Below are 22326 nucleotides of genomic sequence, written 5' to 3' on the forward strand. Positions count from 1 at the left end.
GCCAATGGCTCGCACCCAGGCCAATGCCGACCTGCCGAAACTGGCCACGCACGACGCACTGATCGACGCCGACTATTTCAAGCGCGTCAACGACACCTACGGTTACGCCGTCGGCGATGACGTGCAGTGGGCTTGCTGTGGCAAACAGGCTTCCTGTGGCGAGCGGGCTTGCCCCGCGTTGGGCTGCGCAGCAGCCCCAATAAGAGCGCCGCATTCAGTCAGGCACATCGCGCCAGCCGGGTTCAGGGCGGCTTCGCCCCCCAACGCGGGGCAAGCCCGCTCGCCACAAGAGGCCCGCTCGCCCACAAAGTCGGTTTCCGCTCACCCCAACAACTCATTCACCCTGGGCGTGGCGCGCTGGAATAAACTGTGGCGGTATTTACTGGGAGGCACAAAAACATGGATGCAGTGACCCAAGGCAGTTGCCTGTGCGGCGCAATCAGTTATCAGGTGTCGACCCCTTTGAAGGCGGTCACTCACTGCCACTGCAAAAAATGCCAGAAAGCGCACGGCGCCGCGTTCGCCACGTATGCCAGCGCCCCTCGGTCAGCCGTCAGTATCAACGCCGCTTCGGATGTGCTTCGACGCTATGAATCTTCAGCGGGCGTCACTCGCCAATTCTGCTCGCGGTGCGGATCATCGCTGTTCTGGTCTGACGCCCATGGACGTTTTCCAGAATGGATATCCATCGCAGTCGGCACCCTCGATAGCCCTTTTACTGCGCACAAGCAGACGCACAGCTGCATTGAATCCAGAGCTGCGTGGTTTTGCGGAGAAACTGTGTGACCCACGCCAGCGAAGACATTGCGATACGCAAACTGGAAGAGCTTCCCGAGCAGATCCACGCGCTGCAAGCGCAGGCTGTCGCCGAAGGGTTCAGGTTCCTGACGCGGCTTATCAGCGAATGGGAAAACCGTACGAATCGGTTTGACCAGCCGGGTGAATGCCTTTTCGGTGTGTTTCGCCACGGCCAGTTGATTGGCGTCGGCGGTGTGTCCTGTGACCCCTATGCAGGTCCTGGGGTCGGTCGGCTACGCCGGGTGTACATCGCGCCCAGCATGCGCGCGCAGGCAATTGGCAAAGCCTTGGTCAAACGGCTATTGGCGCACGCGGCGGCGCATTTTCAGGAAGCACGGCTCACTACCGATACGCCGCAAGCCGCGCAGTTCTATCTGCGTTGCGGTTTTCAACGTATCGATAACGACCACGCGACGCACGTAATGTCACTGATCGCGCTGAAAGCACGGGCCTCAAAAGCGCCATGAGGCACCGTGCATCGCGCACTTACAGCAACGGAATCGAATAACTCACAAACACCCGATTCTGATCCTGGTCGCGCGCCACTTCACTGCGCGACACGCCGTTGCGCCAGCCAAAGCCGACGTTTTTGAACCTGCCGCTCTGCACCACGTAATCCAGGGAGATGTCCCGTTCCCATTCGCTGGCAGTGTTGCCGGCGGTGGTGAGGATATGGTCGCCTTTCAAATACATCACCGACGCCTTCAGGCCAGGCAGGCCCAGCGCGACAAAGTCGTAGGCGTATTGCGCAAAGGCGGTGCGTTCGCCGGCCTGGATGAAGGTTTGCACGGTGCGGTCGGTGTAAAGGTACAGGCTCGAACCGCCCTCGCCTTTGTTGACCAGGCCACCCTGGTTGAGTTGGGCAAAGTTGCTGTCGTCGGAAACTTGCTGGTAACCCGCGGTGATCGCGTGCGGGCCCAGCGAGTAGATGAACGCGGCGCTCCAGGTGTTGTTGTCGATTTCGCCGTTGCCGTTCCGGGTATAGCCGCTGAATTTATAGCCTTCGGCACGCCCGGCGGCAGTGCTGTTCTTGCCGTCGGAGGTGGTGTTGAAATAACGCAGGTCGGTTTTCAATGAACCGTAGTCGCCCAACGGCAATACATGGATCAACCCGGCAAAGTGCTGTTGGTAATAGTCTTCGAGGTTGGCGTAGTAGTACTGGACCAGCAGGTCCTTGTTCACTTGGTAGTCGAAACCTGCGTAGTTGAATTTATTGCTCTCTTGCGTGCCACCCGCGGCCGCCAGGCCACTGCGATCGCTGGAGCCACGGCCGGTGGTGTGTTGCAGCTGGCCGCCGATCAGCGTGAGGTTGTCTATGTCTTTGCTGGTGACCTGCGCGCCCTCGAAGGATTGCGGCAGCAGGCGGCCATCGTTGCTCACCAGGATCGGCAAGTTCGGGCGCAGGTAGCCGTAGCGCAGTTCGGTTTTGGCAAAACGCGCCTTGGCCGTCGCGCCACCGCGCGCCCAGCTGTCGGCTGCCTTGCCGTCATCGGTGGGGATCATCGAGCTGCCCACGTGGCGGCCAGTGCCGCTGTCGAGGGTCACGCCGAGCATGCCGACGGCGTCGAGACCAAAACCGACGGTGCCGTCGGTAAAGCCCGACTGGTAGTTGAGGATAAACGCCTGGCCCCACTCTTCGGTCTTCGACGGTGCGGCGGCGCCATCGCGGTTGTCGTTATTGAAGTAGAAGTTGCGCAGGCCCAAGTTGGCTTTGCTGTCGCTCAAAAAATCAGCCGAGGCCAAGGGGCTCAGGGCAATACCCAGGCCGCCGGTTAATACACTCAGTACATTCAAAGTAGCTTTCATCAGGACGAACTCCGGCGCGGAATCCAGGTTCCGGGCGCGTAAAAAGGGCAGCAGGATGCACGCGACCAACTTAGGTTGGCCGCCGCGTTAACCAACGTTTAAGTGCTTAGTTGAGTGAAGTGAACCTCCGTAAAACCTCAGTCAATCAATCCATGAGCGTCATAAAACGGATACGGCCCCGGGTAGTCCCCGAACACGCCGTTGTGGCTGATCAACCCGTGCTGTGCATCCCAGCGGTGCAGCAGGTAGCCGGCCGGTTCCAGGTTGAAATGCGCAGGCGCGGCGTCTTGCAGGTCAAGCACGATCTGGTGCGAGGTGCCGGGGCATACGCAACTCAGGCTGCCGCCAAAACGCCGTTGCATCGGGCGGTGCAAATGCCCGCACAACAGGCGCTCCACGTGTGGGTGGCGGGCGACGACGCGCTCCAGGGCGGCGGCGTTGATAAAGGGCTCGCGGTCCATATGGCCGATGCCGCTGCTAAACGGCGGGTGATGCAGGATCAGCAAGGTCGGTGCCTCGGGGCGCAGCGCCAATTGCGCGTCGAGCCACTGCAATTGGCTGTCGAGCAGTTGGCCGCCGTGACCACCGGGAATGGTCGAGTCCAGGCCGATCAAGCGCAACGGATGCTCATCCACGACCCAATCCAGCGGGCCATCTGCCGACGTCGGCAGATAAGCGTGATCGCCGAACGCATCCAGCAACGGCGCGCGCGTATCGTGGTTGCCGGGCACCAGGTAGCAAGGCATGTGCAGGCGCGCCAACTCCGGGTGCAGCACGGCGTATTCATCGGCGCGGCCAAAATCCACCAGGTCGCCGCTGATCACTACGATATCGGGCCGTGGGTGACTGGCGTTCAGATGGTCGACGGCGCGGCGCAGTGCCCCCAAGGTATCGACCACCCCATAGGTCAGGCGGTTACCGGCTTTAAGGTGCAGGTCGCTGATCTGCGCAACAAGAAACGGACGGTTCAAAATAAGCTCTCACGCATTCAGGGTGAACACCACGTGCGGCGCGATTGCCAGGGCAATCGGCGCGCCGACGCGGTGCATTTGGTTGTCGCTGCTGTCCACCAGCAGCGGTTGCGAGCCGCCCACATCCACCAGCAGGCGGCTTTGTGCGCCCTGAAAGAACTGCGCGACCAGATGGCCGTGCAGGTGCCCTTCGTCTTCCATCACGCGCAGGTGTTCGGGGCGGCAGTAGACGGTGCTCGGTAAGCCGGCGCCGTGCCACGGCAGTTCGCCGCCGCAGACTTTCAGGCCGTGGGCAGTCCGCGCCAGCACAGAAAAGGCATTGAGGTTGCCGACGAAGCCTGCGACAAACGCATTGGCCGGTTGCTGGTAGATCTCCCGAGGGCTGGCCAGTTGCGCGATACGTCCCTGCTCCATCACCAGGATGCGGTCGCCCAGCGCCATGGCTTCGCCCTGGTCGTGGGTGACGAACACCGAGGTGATGCCAAGCCCACGCAGCAGTTGATCCAGCTCGCTGCGCAGGCGCTCGCGCAATTGCGCATCCAGGGCGGCCAGCGGCTCATCGAGCAACAGCACTTTGGGACGCGGTGCCAGCGCGCGGGCCAAGGCCACACGCTGACGCTGGCCGCCCGACAGTTCATGGATGCTGCGTTTGCCGTGGTGTTGCAAACCCACCAGTTCCAACAGTTCCTCGCAGCGCTTGTTGCGCTCAGGCGCCGACACGCCGCGAATCTTCAGGCCGTAGACGATATTGCCGGCCACGTCCAGGTTGGGAAACAGCGCGTAATTCTGAAACACCATGCCCACATCACGGCGCTCGATGGGCAGGCGCGTGACATCTTGATCGCCGAAAAACACCTGGCCCACGTCCGGGCGTTCCAGGCCGGCAATCAGGCGCAGGGTCGTGGTTTTGCCACAGCCGGACGGGCCAAGAATTGCCAGGGTTTCGCCGCCTTCGACGCTCAGGTTCAGGTCATGCACGGCCACGGTGCCGTCGGCGAATGCCTTGCGACAGCCTTGCAGGCGAATAGTGATAGCGGTCATCGACGCTCTCCACGGGACAAACGAGCACTGATGGCCTGCAACGCAATCAGCAGCGGCACGATCATCAGCAAAAAGATAAGGGTGTAGGCGCTGGCGATTTCCAGACGCGCCGAGGCGTAGCTGTCGGCCAGCCCCACCGGCAGCGTCTTGGTCATCGGCGTGTGCAGCATCCAGGTCAGGTTGAACTCACCCAGGCTCAGGGTGACCACCATCAGCACGCCGGCCAGAATGCCCGCCCGGCAATTGGGCACCACCACGCTGAAAAAGCGCTTGATCGGCCCCGCGCCGAGGCTGGCGGCAGCCTCTTCCAATACCGGCAGTTGCTGACGTTGCATCACCGCCATCACCGGGCGCACCAGGAACGGCAAGGTGAACAGCACATGGCCGACAAGGATGAACAACCAGCTGCTGCGGAACGTGCCGAATTGGCCGTAGGTCAGCAGCAACGCCAACGCACTGGCCAAACCCGGCATCGCCACCGGCAGCACCATCAGCTCTTCGAAGGCGCGGCTGAAGCGGTTGTTCATGCCCACCAAGGCATAGGCCGCCGGCACGCCGACCACGCAGACGCACACCGCACAGGCCAGGGCCAATTGCAGCGACAGCCAAACCGTGGGCGAATAGGCCTGCCACACCTGCACCAGCCAGTCGAAGGTCAAGCCGCTGGACAGGCCGACGAAGAAATTACGCGTCAGCCCGGCCAGCAACGACATCAACACCGGCACCAACATGAAGGCACACACCAGCAGGGTAAACAGCAGTTGCACCACAAACAGCGATGAGCGCTTCACAGGACCGTCCCCGCGTTTTTCACCAGGCGTCGCGTGAGCAGCAACACCGCCCAGGTCACTGCACCGAGCACCACCGACAGCGCGGCGGCGACGGCAAAGTTGGCGTAGTTGGTGAACACGTTGTAGATCGCCACGGGCGTGACATTCAGCCGCGTGCCCAAGGTAAAGGCGGTACCGAACGCGCCCATGGACGTGGCAAAACAAATCGCCCCGCACGAGGCCAACGCAGGCGCCAGCCCCGGCACGATCACGTCGCACACCACCCGCCAATGCCCGGCGCCCAGTGAGTGCGCGGCTTCTTCCAGGCTGCGGTCGAGGCTTTCGCACGCGGCCATTACCGTGAGGATCACCCGCGGGATCGAGAAGTACAGGTAGCCGACAAACAACCCCGCCAGCGAGTACGCGAAAATCCAGCGCTCACCGGCCAGTTGCAGGCCCAGGGCCGCAAACAGGCCTTGGCGACCGGCCAACAGGATCACCAGAAAGCCCACCACCACGCCAGGAAACGCCAATGGAAAGGTGAGCAATGCCACCAATGCCGAACGCCCGAAGAACTGCTGCCGCGCGAGGAATACACCACTGATGCCGCCGATCAGTAACGCGGTGAGCGTCACAAACACGGCCAGCACGCAGGTCTGCGCCAGGCTGCCCAGGTACTGCGTGCTGCTGAGCACCTGCCAATAGCCGCTGCCGTTGCTGTCGCGGCGCTCGGTGCCCAGCACGATCAAATGCGCCAGCGGCAACAGCCAGAACGCGAACAGCACCGCAAACGCCGGGGCCAGTGCCCAGGCGGCATGTTTTGCCGAGGTTGCCACTTACTTGACCTCGCTCAGGTAACGGGCGGCGAAGGCTTCCTGCACAGCGGCCATTTTTTCGTAGTCCACCACGCCAGCGCGGGCGTAGTCGCTGTCGGGCAGGAACTGCGCGGCGACGTCGGCCGGCATTTTCATTGCGCGCACCGGGCGCAGGTAGGCCTTGGCCCACAGTGCCTGGCCTGCATCGGAGAGCACGAAATCGAGGACCTTTTCAGCGTTGGCGCGGTGCGGCGCGTTGGCCACCAGGCTCATCACGTACGGCACGCTGATGCTGCCTTCTTTGGGAATCACGAAGGCAACGTTGGCGTTGTCCTTGTAACGCGCGCGGTAGGCGTTGAAGTCGTAGTCCACCAGAATCGGCAGCTCACCGGACAGCACCCGCGCATAGGCGGTTTGCTTGGGCACGATGGGCGCGTTTTTGGCGAGCTTCTGGAAGTAGTCGATGGCCGGGGCGAAGTTATCCAGGTCGCCGCCCAAGGCGCGGTTGATCGCCACGGCAGAGACGTAGCCGACAAACGCGCTGGATGGGTCGAGGTAACCGACCATGCCTTTGTACTCAGGCTTGAGCAGGTCGGCCCAGCTTTGCGGCACCGGCAAACCGCCCAGCGCATCGACATTGACCATGATGCCCAAGGTGCCGGAGTGAATCGCAAACCAGTGGCCCGCCGGGTCTTTCAGGCCGGCCGGAATCTGCTCCCAGCCTTTGGGCTTGTAGGTGCCCACCACGTCGGCTTTTTGCGCCTGCAAGCCGAAGGTCACGCCGTAATACACCACGTCGGCCACCGGCGCGGCTTTCTCCGCCACCAACTGCGCCAACGACTGCCCGGAGTTCTTGTTGTCGAGCGGCACCTGCACGCCGGTATTGGCGGCGATGGCCTTGAGTTGGCTGCCCCAGTCGGCCCAGTCCGGCGGGCAGTTGTAGCAAATCGCGGTTTCGGCGGCCTGGGCCAGGCTGGCCATGCCGCACAGCAGCACGGCTGCCAGGGTTTTACTGAACGCGCGCATCAGGTGTCTCCTCAAGGGGTTGAGTGCTGTCGCCGGGCCGGATATGGCACGGCAGGCAATGGGAAATCGGGGCGTTGCCGGCGATCTGCGCCAGCAATTGGTCAATCACCGTGCTGGCCAGCAGGCCGATGGGCTGCACCACGCTGCACAGCGTCGGGTGCATCTGGGTGCCGAGGGCGATGCCGTCAAAGCCCATCACCGAGAGTTGCTCGGGCACATTCCAGGCGTTGCGGCGCAACTCGGCGATCAGGCTGATGGCCAGAAAATCGTTGGAACACACCAGCGCGGTCGGCGCCTGCGGGCCTTGGAGGAACGGCTCGATTGCCGCGAACTCGGCCTGGGTGTGGGCCGGCATTTCAATCACTGCGCGGCTTTTAAGCCCGTACTCGCGCATCGCGTCGCAATAGCCGGCGTAGCGCAGGCGCGCACGGTCGGACTGCAACGCGGGGCCGGCGACCATGCTGATGCGCCGGTGCCCCGCTTCGAGCAAATAACGCGTGGCCAGGGCCATGCCCGCGCGGTTGTCGACCGACACGGCGCTGTAGCTGGGGTTGCTGGGTTGGTGATACGCCAGCACGAACGGTGTTTGTTCGCTGGCAAGGCTGTTGAGCACGCTGTTACTTTCGGCGTCGGTCACGGTTAACACCAGCCCGTCGACGCGCTGGCGCAGCAACTCTTCCACCACAATGCTCTCGCGTTCGCTGCTGTAGTCGGTGGTCGCCAGCAGCAGGCTATAGCCACGCAGCCGGGCGGCACGCTCCATGGCCTGGAACTGCTCGGCGAACACCGGGTTGAGCAGGTTGGGCACCACCACGCCAATCAGCTGGGTGGTTTGCAGGCGCAGTTGGCGGCCGAGCAGGTTCGGCCGAAAGCCCAGCTCGCGGGCGGCGGCGAACACTTGCTCACGGGTCGCCGGGCGCACCTGGTCGGGGGAAGCAAAGGTGCGGGCGGCGGTGGCGCGGGATACCCCGGCCAGCTGCGCAACGTCTTTCAGGTCAGTCATGATCACTCGCTTGAGATCGATCTCATTGGCGAGGACAGTAACGGCGGAATGTGGCAGTAGCGTGGTGCCAAGATGACGGTTTGATGGCAGCGACCCCGTGCTAAATGTGGGAGGGGGCTTGCCCCATCAGATCGGTGTGTAGCCACAGATAGTCATACTCCGCGGGTATGCTTGGAAACCGGCGCAGCAAAATCCGCCCGCTAACCTTTCGATCTGATCCAAGTGCGGGCACAATGCGTGTCCTTTTTTGGCAGGCACCGCCGCAGGCTCTCAAAAATGATCAAAACGCCGTACTACCTCATCGATAAACAGAAACTTCTGGTCAACATGCAGAAGATTGCTTACGTGCGCGAACAGTCCGGCGCCAAGGCTCTGCTGGCGCTCAAGTGCTTTGCCACCTGGTCGGTATTCGACCTGATGCAGCAATACATGGACGGCACCACCTCGTCGTCGCTGTATGAGTTGAAGCTCGGCCGTCAGAAGTTCGAAGGCGAGGCGCACGCCTACAGCGTGGCCTGGGCCGACGATGAAATCGAAGAAATGCTGGAGAACTGCGACAAGATCATCTTCAACTCGATCAGCCAGCTGCAACGCTTTGCCGAACGCAGCGAAGGCAAGACCCGTGGCCTGCGCGTCAACCCACAGGTGAGCAGCTCCGACTACCTGCTGGCCGACCCGGCGCGCCCATTTAGCCGTTTGGGCGAATGGGACCCGGTGAAGATCGAAGGCGTCATCGAGCAGATCTCCGGTTTCATGTTCCACAACAATTGTGAGAACGGCGATTTCAGCCTGTTCGACAAGATGCTCGGCACCATCGAAGAACGCTTCGGCGCACTGCTGCACAAGGTCAAGTGGGTCAGCCTCGGCGGCGGCATTCACTTCACCGGCGAAGGCTATGCCATCGACGCGTTCTGCGCCCGTTTGAAAGCGTTCTCCGAGAAGTACGGCGTGCAGGTTTACCTGGAACCGGGAGAAGCGGCGATCACCAACAGCGCTTCGCTGGAAGTCACCGTGCTCGACACCCTTTACAACGGCAAAAACCTCGCCGTGGTCGACAGCTCCATCGAAGCCCACCTGCTGGACCTGCTGATCTATCGCCTCAACGCCAAGCTGGCGCCGAGCGAGGGTGAACACACTTATATGGTGTGCGGCAAATCCTGCCTGGCAGGGGACATCTTCGGCGAGTATCAATTTGATCGTCCGCTGGCCATCGGCGATCGGCTGTCGTTCATCGACACCGCGGGCTACACCATGGTCAAGAAAAACTGGTTCAACGGCCTGAAAATGCCGTCCATCGTAGTGAAACAACTCGACGGTACTGTCGAGGTGGTTCGTGAATTTGGTTACGACGACTACCTGTCCAGCCTTTCGTAAGCTGGCGGATAAAGGAGAGATAAAGCAATTGAAAAAGAACGTTCTTATCATTGGTGCAGGAGGTGTCGCCAAGGTGGTGGCCCACAAGTGCGCGCAGCACAACGACGAACTCGGTCGTATTGCTATCGCGTCGCGCAACATCTCCAAATGCCAGGCCATCATCGACAGCGTCAAGGCCAAGGGTAGCCTCAAGGTGCCCGCCGACATCCAAGCCTTCGCGCTGAACGCCCTGGACGTGGAAGCGACCAAGGCCCTGATCCGCGAGACCGACTCGCAGATCGTCATCAACGTAGGTTCCGCCTTCCTCAACATGTCGGTGCTGCGCGCCTGCATCGATACCGGCGTCGCTTACCTTGACACCGCCATCCACGAAGAGCCGGGCAAGGTCTGCGAGACCCCGCCGTGGTACGGCAACTACGAATGGAACCACCTGCAAGAGTGCAAACAGAAGAACATCACCGCCATCCTTGGCGTGGGCTTCGACCCGGGTGTCGTCAACGCGTATGCCGCGCTGGCGCAGCAACAGCATTTCGACCGCATTGATTCGATCGACATTCTCGACGTCAATGCCGGCAGCCATGGCAAATACTTTGCCACCAACTTCGACCCGGAAATCAACTTCCGCGAATTCACCGGACAGGTGTGGAGCTGGCAGAACAGCCAGTGGACCAGCAACACCATGTTCGAAGTCAAACGCACCGACGACCTGCCGGTAGTCGGTTCGCAAAACCTGTACCTGACCGGCCACGATGAAGTGCACTCGCTGTCGAAAAACCTCGACGTGCCCAACGTGCGTTTCTGGATGAGCTTTGGCGAACACTACATCAACGTGTTCACCGTGCTGAAAAACCTCGGCCTGCTCTCCGAAAAACCGGTCAAAACCGCCGAAGGCCTGGAAGTGGTGCCGTTGAAAGTGGTCAAGGCCGTACTGCCCGACCCGTCTTCGCTCGCCCCTGGCTACACCGGCAAGACCTGCATCGGCGACCTGGTCAAAGGCAGCAAAGATGGCCAGCCGCGTGAAATGTTCATCTACAACGTGGCCGATCACGAAGAAGCCTTTGCTGAAACGGACAGCCAGGGCATCTCCTACACCGCAGGCGTACCACCGGTGGCCGCAGCGCTGCTGGTTGCACGTGGCGAGTGGGATGTGAAGCACATGGCCAACGTCGAGGAGCTGCCGGCTGAGCCGTTCCTCAAAGCGCTGGACGTGATGGGCTTGCCGACTCGGATCAAAGACGAGAACGGTGACCGTGCGTGGGATGCGATTGCCTGAACAGGCGATAGCTGACTGAACAAAAAAATGCGCCCTCAGGGGCGCATTTTTTGTTTGGGCATATACAGACCCGCAATCCAATGAAGATTCAAAATGTGGGAGCGGGCTTGCTCGCGAATGCAGGGTGTCAGTCAACATATTCGGCACTGACACTCCGCTTTCGCGAGCAAGCCCGCTCCCACATTTTAATTTGTGGCTGTTATTCCCCAGTGGCTTGGCGCACGCAAGCATCGAACAAACACCGCACTAGATTTGCAGTGGATTTGAGAGGTCGAGTTATTCCAGATTTCTGGCCGAGTTGCTCAGCGCCCGCGAGCACTGCAACAACGCCGGTGCCAGCTGTTTCTCGGCATCTGCCCTACTCCACCGACTGGTCGGCGCCACCACGTGCACTGCCGCCACCGGCCGGCCATTGGCGCCGAGCACCGGCGCGCCGATGGTCATGTCGCCCAGGAACAGTTCCTGGCCGTTCACCGCATAACCCTGTTCCCGCACCTGTTGCAGCGACTCAAGAATCTGGTCGACTTCAGTCAGCGTCTGGCTGGTGTGGGCAATGCGCTGGCTGCTCTCAATCAACACCAACGCCTCATCCGTCGGCAACGCGCTCAAATACGCGCGCCCCGAGGCCGTGCAATACATCGGCACCCGCGAGCCAATCGGCATGTGCACCGGCACGAAGCCCGCGCTGACAAACCGCGCGATGTAGGTCATGTCGTAGCCCGCAGGCTCGGTCAGGCACGAGGTTTCGCCGGTCAAGCGCGTCAACTCAGACAGAAACGGGTTGGCCACCTCAATCAACGAATGCGCATCCAAATAACTGAAACCCAACTCCAGCACCCGCGGTGTGAGTTGGTAATGCCGTGTGCGCGAGTGTTTCCGAAGGTAACCCAGGCTCTCGAGGGTAAACACCATGCGCTGAGCCGAACTTTTGGTCATGCCGGCGGCCTCGGCCACCTCTGCAAGGCTCATGCTGCGGCGCTGGGCGCTGAATGCCTTGAGCACCGACAGGCCTTTTTCCAGGGATTGGTTGTGCAAGCTGTTGCGTTCTTCAGACATGGCGGACTCACGGTCAGGTCGATCAGGCGTGGCGATATTCTTACCTCAGATCACAAAAATAGACCACTAAATATCGCATATCGATACGAATGATTCATTTTGTTGATTTTACAACCCAACATACGATTTATTTTAATCGAAATGGCACAGAGCTTGCGGTTTCATCAGCAACCGCTTGCGGTACTGACGATCCGTTTTCCTTCTGGAGTAACCCGATGAACAGTCTTTCGCCCTTGTTTCGCCGCCTTGCCTTCGGTCTTTGCGCCGCGCTCTGTGTCAGCGCCGTGCACGCAGAGAGTGCGTCCTCGTACAAAGTCGGTGCAACGGCCAGTGGCTCGCCGTTTACCTTCCTGGATATCAAGAGCAACAGCATTCAAGGCGTAATGGTCGATGTGGCCGAGGCCGTCGGCAAGGCTGGCGGGTTTACCAGCCAGATCGAACAGACCAACTTCGCCGCGCTGATCCCCTCTCTCACCTCCGGAAAGCTCGACTTCATCGCCGCCGGCATGCTCAAGACCGCAGAACGCACCAAAGTCGTCGACTTCAGCGCTCCGGTGTATGCCTACGGTGAAGGCCTGATCATCAGTGCCGACGACAACACCGCCTACCCCGATCTCACGCCACTCAAGGACCAAGTGGTCGGCGTGCAAGCCGGCACGGTGTTCTACGACCAACTCAACAAGCTCGGCATCTTCAAGGAAGTCCGCACCTACGACTCCATCGGCGAGATGGTCCGCGACCTGTCCTTGGGCCGCATCAAGGCGGCGGTCGGCGACCAGCCGGTCGTCGCCTACCAGATCCGCCAGAAGCTGTTCAAAGGCGTGAAACTCGCCCCCGACTACACACCCACCAACGTCGGCGAAGTGTGCCTGGTGGTACGCAAAGGCGATGCGCAAACCCTTGATCGCCTGAACACCGCGATCGCCAGCATCAAGGCTGACGGCACTCTCGACGCCATCCTCAAGAAGTGGGGGCTTGATACCCAGGTGCGCCCATGAACCCGGCTGAATTCCTGCAAAACGCCCAGGACTTTTTGCCGATCCTGCTGCAAGGCGCGCGGGTGACGATCCAGATCACCGTGCTGTCGTTTCTGCTCAGCAGCGCGATTGGCTTGGTGTTGGCACTGCTCAAGTTGTCGCCGATACGCGCGTTGTCGTGGGCAGCCAGCACCGTGATCAACGTGATCCGTGGTCTGCCGATCATCGTGCAACTGTTCTATATCTACTTCGTGCTGCCGGACATGGGCGTGCACCTCACCGCGTTCTACGCGGGCGTGATCGGCATGGGCATCGCCTACTCGGCGTACCAGGCGGAGAACTTTCGCACCGGCATCATTGCCGTCGAACAAGGCCAGCGCGAAGCCGCCGAAGCATTGGGCATGCGCTCGGTGCTGATGATGCGCCGGGTGATCCTGCCGCAAGCCTTCCGTATCGCCTTGCCGCCCTACGGCAACACCCTGGTGATGATGCTCAAGGACTCATCCCTGGTGTCGACCATCACCGTGGCCGAGATGACCCGCCAGGGCCAGCTGATCGCCTCGTCGACCTTCCAGAACATGACCGTCTACACCCTGGTTGCCCTGCTCTACCTGCTGATGAGCCTGCCGCTGGTGTACGGCCTGCGCCGGATGGAACAGCACTTGGGCCGGAGGAAAAAAGCATGATCTCGATACGCCAACTGCAAAAACATTACGGCAGCCACCGCGTGCTGCACGGCGTCGACCTCGATGTAGCCAAGGGCGAAGTAGTGTGCCTGATCGGCCCGTCGGGCTCGGGCAAATCCACCCTGTTGCGCTGCATCAACGCGCTGGAAGCCTACGACGGCGGCGTTATCACGGTGTTTGGCGAAACCGTGCAGCGCGGCAGCAAGAGCGTGCACGCCCTGCGCAGCCGCATGGGCATGGTATTCCAGCGTTTCAACTTGTTCCCGCACCGCACGGTGCTGGAAAACGTGATGGAAGGCCCGGTGTACGTCAAAGGCGAGCCACTCAAACAAGCCCGCGAAGAAGCCTTGGTACTGCTGGAAAAAGTCGGCCTGAGTGCCAAGGCCGACGCTTACCCGGAACAGCTCTCTGGTGGCCAGCAACAACGCGTGGCCATTGCCCGCGCCTTGGCGATGAAACCCGACGCCATGCTGTTTGACGAACCCACCTCGGCACTGGACCCGGAGCTGGTCGGCGATGTGCTGGCGGTGATGCGCACCCTGGCAGATGAAGGCATGACCATGATCGTGGTCACCCACGAAATGGGTTTTGCCCGCGAAGTGGCCGACCGCGTGTGCTTTCTGCACGGCGGCTACATCGTCGAAAGCGGTGCGGCCGAGCAAGTACTCGGCGACCCGCAACACCCACGCACCCAGGATTTCCTGCGGCGCGTGCTGCACCCCACCGGCAATACGCGGAGCCTGTCATGAAGTCTTTATGGTCAGCGACTGCACCCTCGGTGCTGCCGACACCGGCGTTGAGTGAGTCGGTGAAGGTCGATGTGGCGATTGTGGGCGCGGGTTACACCGGCCTGTCGACCGCCCTGCACCTGGCCGAGCGCGGCGTCAACGTGTGCGTGCTGGAGGCCAACGAGCCCGGCTGGGGCGCATCGGGGCGCAATGGTGGGCAGGTCAACCCGACGCTCAAATACGACCCCGAACAGTTGGTGCAGATGTACGGGCCGGAACGTGCCGAACCGTTAATTTCCACGGTATCGAATTCGGCGGACCTGGTATTCAAGTTGATCGAACGCCATCGCATAGATTGCGCGCCGGTGCGCAAAGGCTGGATGCAGGTGTCGTACACGCAAAAAGGCGTGGCCGGGCTGCACGCTCGAGCCGATCAATGGGCGCGTCGCGGCGTACCGGTGCAGCGCTTGGAAGCACGTGACGTGGCGGCGCGCATGGGCAGCGAGGCCTTTGCCGGCGGCTGGCTGGATGGCCGCGCCGGGGCGATTCAGCCGTTGGCGTATGCGCGTGGGCTGGTAGGCGCGGCGTTGGCGGCGGATGTGCAAATTCATGGCCACAGCGCCGTGACGGGGTTGCAGCGCCAGAGTTCGGGCTGGCAATTGCAGACAGTTTCTGGCGCACAGGTCACGGCCGATCAGGTGGTGCTGGCTACCAATGGCTACAGCGGCAACCTGTGGCCGGGCATGGCACAAAGTATCTTGGCGGCGAACAGCTTTATTGTCGCCACAAAGCCGTTGAGCGGGCGTGCCGCTGACAGTATCTTGCCGGGGCAGGAAACCGTGTCCACCGCGCAAAGGCTGCTGCTGTACTTTCGCAAGGACAGCCATGGCCGCTTGCTGATGGGCGGGCGCGGCCTGTTCAACGACCCCACATCACCCGCCGATTTTGTGCACCTGGAGCGCTCGCTGGCGTTGCTGTTTCCACAATTGGGGCCGCTGGAGTTTGAGTACCGTTGGGCCGGGCGTATCGCAATCACCCGCGACTTCATGCCCCACATTCACCAACCGGCGCCGGGGCTGACGCTGGCATTGGGGTGCAATGGGCGTGGGATCGCGCTGTGTACCAGCCTGGGGCAGCAATTGGCCGGGCGTTTGTGTGACGGCAACGCGGATTTCGCTTACCCGGTGACGCCGTTACAGCGTTTGCCGTTGCATGGGTTGCAGCGCTTTTACATTGGAGCGGGTGTGGCTTGGTATAGCTTGCTGGACAGGTTGAACATCAGTTGACGGCCCAGACAGTCTAGAAAACTGTCAACTCTCACAGGTTACCGAACCCGCAAAATCCGTTAGCTTCGCCAGTCGAGAGTCAATCATCGATTGGCTTACCCACTCGGCATGTGCGAAAGGATTCGTCCATGACGTTCCACGAAACCTCAAACCGCAACCCTTCGCCTATCAAGCCTAAAGGACGAAACCGCTTGGGCATCACCGCCCGCCTTCCGCGCTGGGCATTCGCAGTGCTGATCGCGCTCTACGGCATCAGCGTATTGCAAGAGCGCATTCGCCGTGTGCAACCGGCGCACGCCTACTGCTGGGCGTCGGCGTGCTCATGCTGTTAGGGATGGGCTGGATGCGGGGGTGTGTACAGGCGTGATGAACACCTGTGGCGAGGGCACTTGCTCCCTCGCCACAGGGCTTTCGCAGGGTTTCAAGACCGCGTTTAGTGCACAGCTCGAAGGTAAAACACACCAACACTTGCCGGGCTTGCGGCTCTCGGAAGTTTCCGACAAGGGTTTCAGGTTGTGGCTCGGATAGGGGCTGACTAACCTCTCGTCGTCGCTGCCAATTCAGCGACCGGATTTGACCGTCCGATTCCAAAAGAGCAAATGCGCTAACACCGATATTGGGCGTTTTTTTACGTCTGAGGTATCGTGTCGCGGCAGCTGTGCGCGGGATACCTTCGGGTATGCCGGTTTTGCTCCTTTTGGCCGGTCGGTCAACCCGCGTATAGCTGCCACCCTCTTTCGTTTGACCGCGAATCGTGGCAGTTCCATTTATAAAGGAGCTTCACCATGATTAAAGACAGCCCCAATCCCCCAGGCCTGCAAGACTTCGACACCAGCACCCTGCACGAAGTGGCCTACCGTGCGATCAATCACTACCTCAATCCCGGCAAACCCATCCCCGAACCCAGCGAAGGCCTCTTCACCGTGCGCGCCGACCTGGGCACCGAAACCTTGCTGGTCAACGCCTCCCAGGACCTGGCGTCCATCTGTGATATTGCCAACCATATGGCCTTTGAAATCGACGGTTCCCAACGCAATGTCGCGCTGGGTATCTGCCGGATGCTCGAAGGGGTGCAACTGCTGGTGGACAAGGCACTGAACGTGGCCCACCCACCAGCATAAAGATCGTTTCTATTCTTGGTGGGAGTATATTCTGCGGCGCTACTCATTACATTGCGCAAGGCCTGATACATTCCCATACAGCTAGAAGCGGAGCGTCTGGAGTAGCATTCCCACGCAGAGCGTGGGAATGAAATGAAAATTGCACGGTTGAGCGGCTTTGAAAAGCTACTTAATTAACCAGCTTTCTGTTGCTCCAAAAAAAATTGGACACGCAGATTCGGCATCTGCTGAAACCTGGTCATCGGGTGAGAGCAAAGCATATTTTTGACCAGCACCTTGTATAAACTTTAACGTCCCACACTCCCCGACATTAAAATCATAAACTGCTCGCACGCTAGAGCCTCTAGTACTGACGACCTTTACTAACTCTACACTTACACTCTTAACCTCTCCCTCTCTCCCAATACCAGAGAGAATATAAGAGCTGCCTTTCTCTTTTGTAATAGAACCTACCTTTCCCGAATTTTTAATACCGTCTGTTGCAAAACTGTTCAGACAGACGCCAGCCAGAAAAAGCACACCCATAAACTTTATATTCACAATATTCTTCCTTGATAAAACTCAGCATTAACCGGAGAAAAAACCATATAGCTAATACCAAGCAATATGGTCAACGCTGAAAAAGATATCAAAAAGCCATCAAATCGTCTAATTGATTTTGTTAGCTGCAAGGACAAAGTGTGTTGCACCTCAAAACACCGACCACCCAATCCGCTCACTCAACAATTCCAACGCCTTCATCCCCGCCAGCGAATTGCCCGCCGCATTCAACTCCGGCGACCACACGCATACGGTGAACTGCCCCGGCACCACCGCGACAATCCCGCCACCTACCCCGCTCTTGCCCGGTAAACCCACGCGATAAGCAAAATTGCCCGCCTCGTCATACAGCCCGCTGGTGGCCATGATCGAGTTGACTTGCTTGGTCTGGCGCGCGGTCAGAATCTGCTCGCCGCTGTGGGCGCTCACGCCCTCGTTGGCGAGGAAACTGAAGGCCCTGGCCAAGTCCAGGCAGCTCATTTGCAATGCGCAGTAGTTGAAGTAGCTGTGCAGCACTGCGTCCACGTCGTTGTGGAAGTTGCCGAAGGCTTTCATCAGGTAGGCCATGGCCGCGTTGCGTGCACCGTGCTGCGCTTCGGACTCGGCGACAACGCTGTTGACCAAAATCTGCGGGTTGCCCGACAGGCGCCGCACGAAGTCGCGCATCGACAGGATCGGCACGGCGAAGCGCGATTGGTTGATGTCGCAGATCACCAGCGCGCCAGCGTTGATGAACGGATTGCGCGGGCGGCCGCGTTCGAATTCCAGCTGCACCATGGAGTTGAACGGTTGCCCCGACGGTTCGTGGCCCAGGCGCTCCCAGATGGTTTCGCCGCCGTGGTCGATGGCTTGCACCAGGCTGAACACCTTGGAAATGCTCTGCACCGAAAACAGCGTGTCGGCGTCACCGGCGCAGTAGGCCGAGCCATCGTTGCCGTACACGGCGATACCGAGTTGATTGGCGGGCACATCGGCCAGTGCGGGGATGTAGTCGGCGACTTTGCCCTGGCCGATCAGTGGACGAACTTCGTCGAGGATCGACTCGAGCAACGCCTGCATGTCTTGTCCGGTCATTGTTTCTTTGAATCAGTGATAAGCGGGGCGCGCAGGATACCTGAAACGCGCCGCTCAGGTGGCGCACTAGAGAACGTGAAGCCCGGCATCGTCGCGCAAATACATCAGCGACTCGTACTGGAACGACAGCAAGAAACAGGCATCACACCTCGCGGCCAGTTGCTCCATCAACGCCCTTACCTCAGCCAATGGATCGGCATCCTCGGGAACTGGCCCTTTGATGCGCAGATAACCTCGGGTGGCCACTGTAAACGTCAGATCGTGCAGACCCTGTGCGCGAATAGCCGGATCCTCCACTTCATAGAAGCCACTCAGGAAAAGGCCCGACTCAAAGCGGGCCTCTAGTGACTGTTCATTCTGGTCCAGCTCAACGCCGCCTACAGCGTTTACCGCATCGGCCAAGTGCGCCATGGACATTCGCGTGTCAGCTTCCAGATGAATATCAAGCCCCATGGGGTGCCGCCTGCAACTTCGCACAGAGGCGCACAGCGTCGCTCTCGTCGGCATTTGCGTCGAGAAAGATCAAATCTTCAGACAGCCCCGAAGCCGATGAAATACCCACCACGAAATCACGCCGTGTTACGCCGGCCAAGGCCTTTATGAATAGCACCAATTGGGTGATTTGAGCGCGGCCTGCATGGTGCAAAGGAAGATTGAGCCCGATAAACCAATCGCTCAGGTCATCAGGCGCCATGCCTGAGGCACGCTCGTGTACTTGATTTACCAGCACAGCGGAAAATGGCGCCCAGTCGAGGGTCAATGTGCGAAAGGCGTCGACCAACACGGGCTCAATGGTTTCGTTGTCAGCACCATCGACGTAACAATAAAGCGTCTGCATGTTGTGCATCCCGGGTCTGCGAGTGGCGAGTCTAACGCGATCGCGGCGGATGCGGATCAATCCGGTTGGCCAGCAGGTTTTTTACGTTGTCGAAAATCTGCGTGCTCAGGTCGTTTTCCAACAAGGTGACATAGCGTTTCCATCAGGTGTGCATGGGTCACTTCCGGGTAGGGATCGCTCGCCAATCAAAGTAGTCCAATAGCCCGTACACTGCACCGCTGCGCTTACTCGACGAGGACTTTTGCATGAAATTGATGATTGGCTTGGCCGCCCTGTTGCTGGTATCGGCCTGCTCGACCCACTCGCCCACCGCTGCACCGGCGCAGGACTCTGCCGCATCCACGTGCCTGGCGGGCGGTGGCACGATGAGGCAGGTCGGCAAGTTGCAGAGCTGGAAGTGCATCACGCCGTACAAGGATGCGGGCAAGGCGTGCACGGATTCGAGCCAATGCCAGGGTGAGTGCCAGACCAGTGTGACCACGCAATCGGGCAACGGCCCGGTAGCGGGTACGTGCCAGGTGGACAACAGTCACTTCGGCTGCTCGGCGACGGTGGAGAAAGGCAAGCTGGGCCGGGCGATTTGTGTGGATTGATGGGCGCCACCGAAACAATGTGGGAGCGGGCTTGCCTGCGATGAGGGCGTGTCAGCTGACATTAATGTTGCTGAGCCACCGCTATCGCAGGCAAGCCAGCTCTCACAGTTTTTACCGCGTACACGTCGAAAGTGCGCGAGGTTGGAGACTGGCTCATTCAGCACCGTTGGCCGAGTCCTGTGCCTGAACCAAAGGGCGCCACCGAATAATGTGGGAGCGGGCTTGCTCGCGAAGGCGGAGTGTCATTCACTGCATGTGTAGCTGACCCACCGCTATCGCAGGCAAGCCAGCTCCCACAGTTTTTTCCGTGTACACGTCGAAAGTGCGCGACGTTGGAGACTGGCTCGTTCAGCACCGTTGGCCGAGTGCTGTGCCTGAACCCAAGGGCACCACCGAATAATGTGGGAGCGGGCTTGCTCGCGAAGGCGGAGTGTCAGTCACTGCATGTGTAGCTGACCCACCGCATTCGCGAGCAAGCCCGCTCCCACAGTTTTACCGTGCACACGTCAAAAGTGCGCCACGTCGGATATCTGCTCATCGAGCAGATCCCGCGCCAGCGCCCATGCCTGGTCCCTGGACTCTACTACCAGCAGCGGGTAGCCCCAGGCTTTGCCGAACATCACGGCAAATGGCTTGAGGGCCAGGCGTTGGGCGGCACTGGGTTCTACCTGGATCATGCCTTTGACGAAGGTGCGCAGCGCCTGTTTGTTTTTCTTCATCCAGATCGAGGCTTGCTTGCGCTGCTCGTGGGAGTGCTCGTGGTTGTTTTCGTCCACGGATTTTTCGTGCAGCAGCAAGAACGCCTGCTCTCTGGCCAACAGCCCTTCAAAGACCACAAAGGCATCTTCCGGGCCGCCTTCGTTGGGCGCGTCGAAGACGATTTTCACCACGGGGAACGTTGTACTGTCGAGTCGCATGGCACAGCTCCTGAATGAGAGTAGATCTCACTATAGTGACCACGTCACTGGACGGCATTGCACAGAATAGCCAGACTGTTTCGCAATTCAGCCAAGCTGCGAACTCACCATGAAGCACCACCGCCTCGATCTGCATCATCCCTCGATGTCCAAGGATGCCGACCTGTTCCCGCGTGCGGTGGTGGCCGTGCGTGCCAGCAGCACCAGCGAACGCTGGGAGCACGCGCCGCATTCGCATCGCAAGGGCCAACTGATGTACACCCTGCGCGGGGTGATTCACTGTCAGATCGAGGCCGGTATCTGGATCGTGCCGCCCCAATGCGCGCTGTGGATTCCCGGTGGCCTGCCGCACGCCGCGAGGGGTTCAGGTGAGGCCGAGGTGTATTGCCTGTTGATCGACCCCGACGTCAGCGGCGCCCTGCCCGCGCAATGCTGCACCCTGGCCGTGTCGGGCCTGTTGCATGAGTTGATCGGCAAGGCGGTGAGTTTCCCGCAGCTGTATGACGAAGACGGCGCCCAGGGGCGTTTGATCAACACGCTGCTCGATGAACTGGCCCAAGCACCGGTCGAAGCCCTGCATTTGCCCATGCCCCAGGACCTGAGGCTGCGACGCCTGGCGGAAAGTTTGCTGGCCGATCCCAGCGACAAGGCGACCCTCGGCCAATGGGCCGTGCGCATCGGCATGAGCGAACGCAGCATGACGCGCTTGCTGTTGGAGGAGCTGGGCCTGAGTTTCGGGCGCTGGCGCAGGCAGTTGCATGTGATCCTGTCCCTGCAGCGCCTGGCCAAGGGTGAAAGCGTGCAGCGCGTGGCGCTGGACCTTGGCTATGAAAACGCCAGCGGTTTTATCACCATGTTCCGCAAGGCGGTGGGCCAGCCGCCGGCCCGTTACCTGGCGGACCGCGCCGGGGCGTCGAGCCCCACGCCGGCAGCCATTTCGATGCACCCGGGCGCCTGATCAGCGCTGCACCGGGACCCGGATATCCCCGCTGCGGCACTGAGTCTTCACGCTCGCGGGGCAACCGGCAAAGCGCAATTCCTTGGTCAGGCACACGCGCACTTCGGACAACACCTTGCCCTTGCAGATCACGGCCATGCCATGGTCGCCCATGCCCGGGTTGCTCTGGCGAAACAGCTGTTCGATGTCGCGCGCTTCCAGGTAATTGGGCACATTGAACGGCTGCAATTGCTGCGGAATCTGCACTGTCGCCAGCGCCGCATCCGTCGCGTCCAGATAGCGCGACGCATCCAGTCCGCTGCACGTGCCGTGCTTGGACCATTCGTGTTTAAGCAGCGTGCGCGTGGGGAATATCAAAGCGCCCTTGGCCAGCTCCTGCGCCGACAATCGCGATTGCGGGTCACACGACGCCGGCCACCCGCCTTTCGCGTATTGCGGCCATAGCCCATGCAAGACAAACCCATAGCCCTTGCCGGAGCATTGTTGGTTGTCCGGGTGCGTGAGGCAAAACGTCGGCGACCACGACAGTGACAGCAGGTAAAAATCGAAATCTCCCGCGGGCCGCTGCTCGCGTGGCGCCGCTTGCACCATCAGGCTGGCCAGCACCAGCCACAGCGCTATCCAGGCTGTCTTGTAGTTCATCCATCTGTTCCTTGAAAAAATAAGCGCCACGCA

The 22326-nt window shown here is 60.4% G+C and carries 26 protein-coding genes and 1 pseudogene; 13 read left to right on the top strand and 14 right to left on the bottom strand.

The features are described 5' to 3' along the window. Nucleotides 1-7: 7 nt before the first annotated feature. The 3 genes and pseudogenes from ACM530_RS27370 to ACM530_RS27380 form a co-directional block, all read left to right on the top strand. Nucleotides 8-412 (top strand): annotated as a pseudogene (locus ACM530_RS27370) (hypothetical protein); the annotation flags it as partial. Next, nucleotides 400-786 carry a GFA family protein gene (locus tag ACM530_RS27375; RefSeq protein WP_416363673.1) on the top strand — a complete coding sequence of 129 codons (387 nt, stop codon included), beginning with the start codon at nt 400-402 and terminating at the stop codon, nt 784-786. The pseudogene ACM530_RS27370 and the gene ACM530_RS27375, both read left to right, overlap by 13 nt. Next, nucleotides 783-1265: a GNAT family N-acetyltransferase gene (locus ACM530_RS27380; protein ID WP_242197379.1), complete on the top strand. Its 483-nt coding sequence runs from the start codon at nt 783-785 to the stop codon at nt 1263-1265. Before ACM530_RS27375 ends, ACM530_RS27380 begins: the two co-directional genes overlap by 4 nt. Before the next feature lie 19 nt (nt 1266-1284). Here ACM530_RS27380 and ACM530_RS27385 read toward each other — a convergent pair whose 3' ends face one another. The 7 genes from ACM530_RS27385 to ACM530_RS27415 all read right to left on the bottom strand — a co-directional run bounded on the left by ACM530_RS27385 (nt 1285) and on the right by ACM530_RS27415 (nt 8230). Continuing rightward, nucleotides 1285-2604 carry an OprD family porin gene (locus ACM530_RS27385; RefSeq protein ID WP_416363674.1) on the bottom strand — a complete coding sequence of 440 codons (1320 nt, stop codon included), beginning with the start codon at nt 2602-2604 and terminating at the stop codon, nt 1285-1287. Between the two features lie 137 nt (nt 2605-2741). Then, nucleotides 2742-3575: a phosphodiesterase gene (locus ACM530_RS27390; RefSeq protein WP_416363675.1), complete on the bottom strand. Its 834-nt coding sequence runs from the start codon at nt 3573-3575 to the stop codon at nt 2742-2744. Nucleotides 3576-3584: 9 nt separating this feature from the next. Then, nucleotides 3585-4616 carry an ABC transporter ATP-binding protein gene (locus tag ACM530_RS27395; RefSeq protein WP_416363676.1) on the bottom strand — a complete coding sequence of 344 codons (1032 nt, stop codon included), beginning with the start codon at nt 4614-4616 and terminating at the stop codon, nt 3585-3587. Then, nucleotides 4613-5407, bottom strand: coding sequence for an ABC transporter permease (locus ACM530_RS27400; protein ID WP_416363677.1), 795 nt, complete (start codon nt 5405-5407; stop codon nt 4613-4615). Before ACM530_RS27400 ends, ACM530_RS27395 begins: the two co-directional genes overlap by 4 nt. Then, on the bottom strand, nt 5404-6222 hold the full coding sequence (locus tag ACM530_RS27405) for an ABC transporter permease (protein ID WP_145164516.1): 819 nt from the start codon (nt 6220-6222) through the stop codon (nt 5404-5406). The genes ACM530_RS27400 and ACM530_RS27405 overlap by 4 nt, the downstream gene beginning before the upstream one ends. Further along, nucleotides 6223-7227 carry an ABC transporter substrate-binding protein gene (locus tag ACM530_RS27410; RefSeq protein WP_242197398.1) on the bottom strand — a complete coding sequence of 335 codons (1005 nt, stop codon included), beginning with the start codon at nt 7225-7227 and terminating at the stop codon, nt 6223-6225. Continuing rightward, entirely contained in the window at nt 7211-8230 is a 1020-nt protein-coding gene (locus tag ACM530_RS27415) for a LacI family DNA-binding transcriptional regulator (RefSeq protein WP_145164520.1), read from the bottom strand. Before ACM530_RS27415 ends, ACM530_RS27410 begins: the two co-directional genes overlap by 17 nt. Nucleotides 8231-8506: 276 nt before the next feature. On the opposite strand from ACM530_RS27415, the gene ACM530_RS27420 reads away from it, so the two are divergent. Together ACM530_RS27420 and ACM530_RS27425 are read left to right on the top strand one after the other, a co-directional pair. After that, nucleotides 8507-9604, top strand: a complete 1098-nt coding sequence (locus ACM530_RS27420; RefSeq protein ID WP_145164522.1) for a carboxynorspermidine decarboxylase — start codon at nt 8507-8509, stop codon at nt 9602-9604. A gap of 28 nt (nt 9605-9632) precedes the next feature. Then, a complete protein-coding gene (locus ACM530_RS27425) occupies nt 9633-10877 on the top strand; it encodes a saccharopine dehydrogenase family protein (RefSeq protein WP_145164524.1) in 1245 nt (414 codons plus the stop codon). Nucleotides 10878-11153: 276 nt separating this feature from the next. Here ACM530_RS27425 and ACM530_RS27430 read toward each other — a convergent pair whose 3' ends face one another. Continuing rightward, complete coding sequence (locus ACM530_RS27430; protein WP_145164526.1) at nt 11154-11933, bottom strand: IclR family transcriptional regulator; 780 nt, start codon at nt 11931-11933, stop codon at nt 11154-11156. Between the two features lie 215 nt (nt 11934-12148). Here ACM530_RS27430 and ACM530_RS27435 point away from each other — a divergent pair, with 215 nt between their 5' ends. The 6 genes from ACM530_RS27435 to ACM530_RS27460 all read left to right on the top strand — a co-directional run bounded on the left by ACM530_RS27435 (nt 12149) and on the right by ACM530_RS27460 (nt 16731). Continuing rightward, entirely contained in the window at nt 12149-12931 is a 783-nt protein-coding gene (locus ACM530_RS27435) for an ABC transporter substrate-binding protein (RefSeq protein WP_416363678.1), read from the top strand. Beyond that, nucleotides 12928-13596 (top strand): ectoine/hydroxyectoine ABC transporter permease subunit EhuD, encoded by a 669-nt coding sequence (ehuD, locus tag ACM530_RS27440; RefSeq protein ID WP_416363679.1) that lies wholly within the window; start codon nt 12928-12930, stop codon nt 13594-13596. Before ACM530_RS27435 ends, ehuD begins: the two co-directional genes overlap by 4 nt. Next, complete coding sequence (locus ACM530_RS27445; RefSeq protein ID WP_416363680.1) at nt 13593-14345, top strand: amino acid ABC transporter ATP-binding protein; 753 nt, start codon at nt 13593-13595, stop codon at nt 14343-14345. Before ehuD ends, ACM530_RS27445 begins: the two co-directional genes overlap by 4 nt. Further along, on the top strand, nt 14342-15610 hold the full coding sequence (locus tag ACM530_RS27450) for an NAD(P)/FAD-dependent oxidoreductase (RefSeq protein WP_416363681.1): 1269 nt from the start codon (nt 14342-14344) through the stop codon (nt 15608-15610). The genes ACM530_RS27445 and ACM530_RS27450 overlap by 4 nt, the downstream gene beginning before the upstream one ends. 128 nt (nt 15611-15738) lie before the next feature. Beyond that, on the top strand, nt 15739-15942 hold the full coding sequence (locus ACM530_RS27455) for a hypothetical protein (RefSeq protein ID WP_416363682.1): 204 nt from the start codon (nt 15739-15741) through the stop codon (nt 15940-15942). A gap of 453 nt (nt 15943-16395) precedes the next feature. Then, on the top strand, nt 16396-16731 hold the full coding sequence (locus ACM530_RS27460) for a DUF6124 family protein (RefSeq protein WP_416363683.1): 336 nt from the start codon (nt 16396-16398) through the stop codon (nt 16729-16731). Between the two features lie 165 nt (nt 16732-16896). Here the strand turns inward: ACM530_RS27460 and ACM530_RS27465 are convergent, their stop codons facing one another. The 4 genes from ACM530_RS27465 to ACM530_RS27480 form a co-directional block, all read right to left on the bottom strand. Further along, on the bottom strand, nt 16897-17271 hold the full coding sequence (locus ACM530_RS27465) for a hypothetical protein (RefSeq protein WP_416363684.1): 375 nt from the start codon (nt 17269-17271) through the stop codon (nt 16897-16899). 150 nt (nt 17272-17421) lie between these two features. Then, the gene (glsB, locus tag ACM530_RS27470) at nt 17422-18330 is read right to left on the bottom strand and encodes a glutaminase B (protein ID WP_242197920.1); all 909 of its coding nucleotides are present in this window, start codon (nt 18328-18330) and stop codon (nt 17422-17424) included. 81 nt (nt 18331-18411) lie between these two features. After that, nucleotides 18412-18798: a hypothetical protein gene (locus ACM530_RS27475; protein ID WP_416363685.1), complete on the bottom strand. Its 387-nt coding sequence runs from the start codon at nt 18796-18798 to the stop codon at nt 18412-18414. Beyond that, entirely contained in the window at nt 18788-19183 is a 396-nt protein-coding gene (locus ACM530_RS27480; protein ID WP_369302375.1) for a hypothetical protein, read from the bottom strand. Before ACM530_RS27480 ends, ACM530_RS27475 begins: the two co-directional genes overlap by 11 nt. A 245-nt stretch (nt 19184-19428) precedes the next feature. Here ACM530_RS27480 and ACM530_RS27485 point away from each other — a divergent pair, with 245 nt between their 5' ends. Further along, complete coding sequence (locus ACM530_RS27485; protein WP_145164548.1) at nt 19429-19776, top strand: hypothetical protein; 348 nt, start codon at nt 19429-19431, stop codon at nt 19774-19776. Nucleotides 19777-20282: 506 nt separating this feature from the next. Here the strand turns inward: ACM530_RS27485 and ACM530_RS27490 are convergent. Continuing rightward, nucleotides 20283-20693, bottom strand: coding sequence for a hypothetical protein (locus ACM530_RS27490; protein ID WP_262206343.1), 411 nt, complete (start codon nt 20691-20693; stop codon nt 20283-20285). A 109-nt stretch (nt 20694-20802) separates the two neighbouring features. On the opposite strand from ACM530_RS27490, the gene ACM530_RS27495 reads away from it, so the two are divergent. Further along, nucleotides 20803-21651: an AraC family transcriptional regulator gene (locus tag ACM530_RS27495; RefSeq protein WP_404487927.1), complete on the top strand. Its 849-nt coding sequence runs from the start codon at nt 20803-20805 to the stop codon at nt 21649-21651. Here ACM530_RS27495 and ACM530_RS27500 read toward each other — a convergent pair whose 3' ends face one another. Continuing rightward, nucleotides 21652-22293 (bottom strand): ribonuclease T2 family protein, encoded by a 642-nt coding sequence (locus ACM530_RS27500; RefSeq protein WP_416363686.1) that lies wholly within the window; start codon nt 22291-22293, stop codon nt 21652-21654. Nucleotides 22294-22326 lie beyond the last annotated feature (33 nt).

Source organism: Pseudomonas sp. NFX183 (assembly GCF_047943075.1).
Lineage (GTDB): Bacteria > Pseudomonadota > Gammaproteobacteria > Pseudomonadales > Pseudomonadaceae > Aquipseudomonas.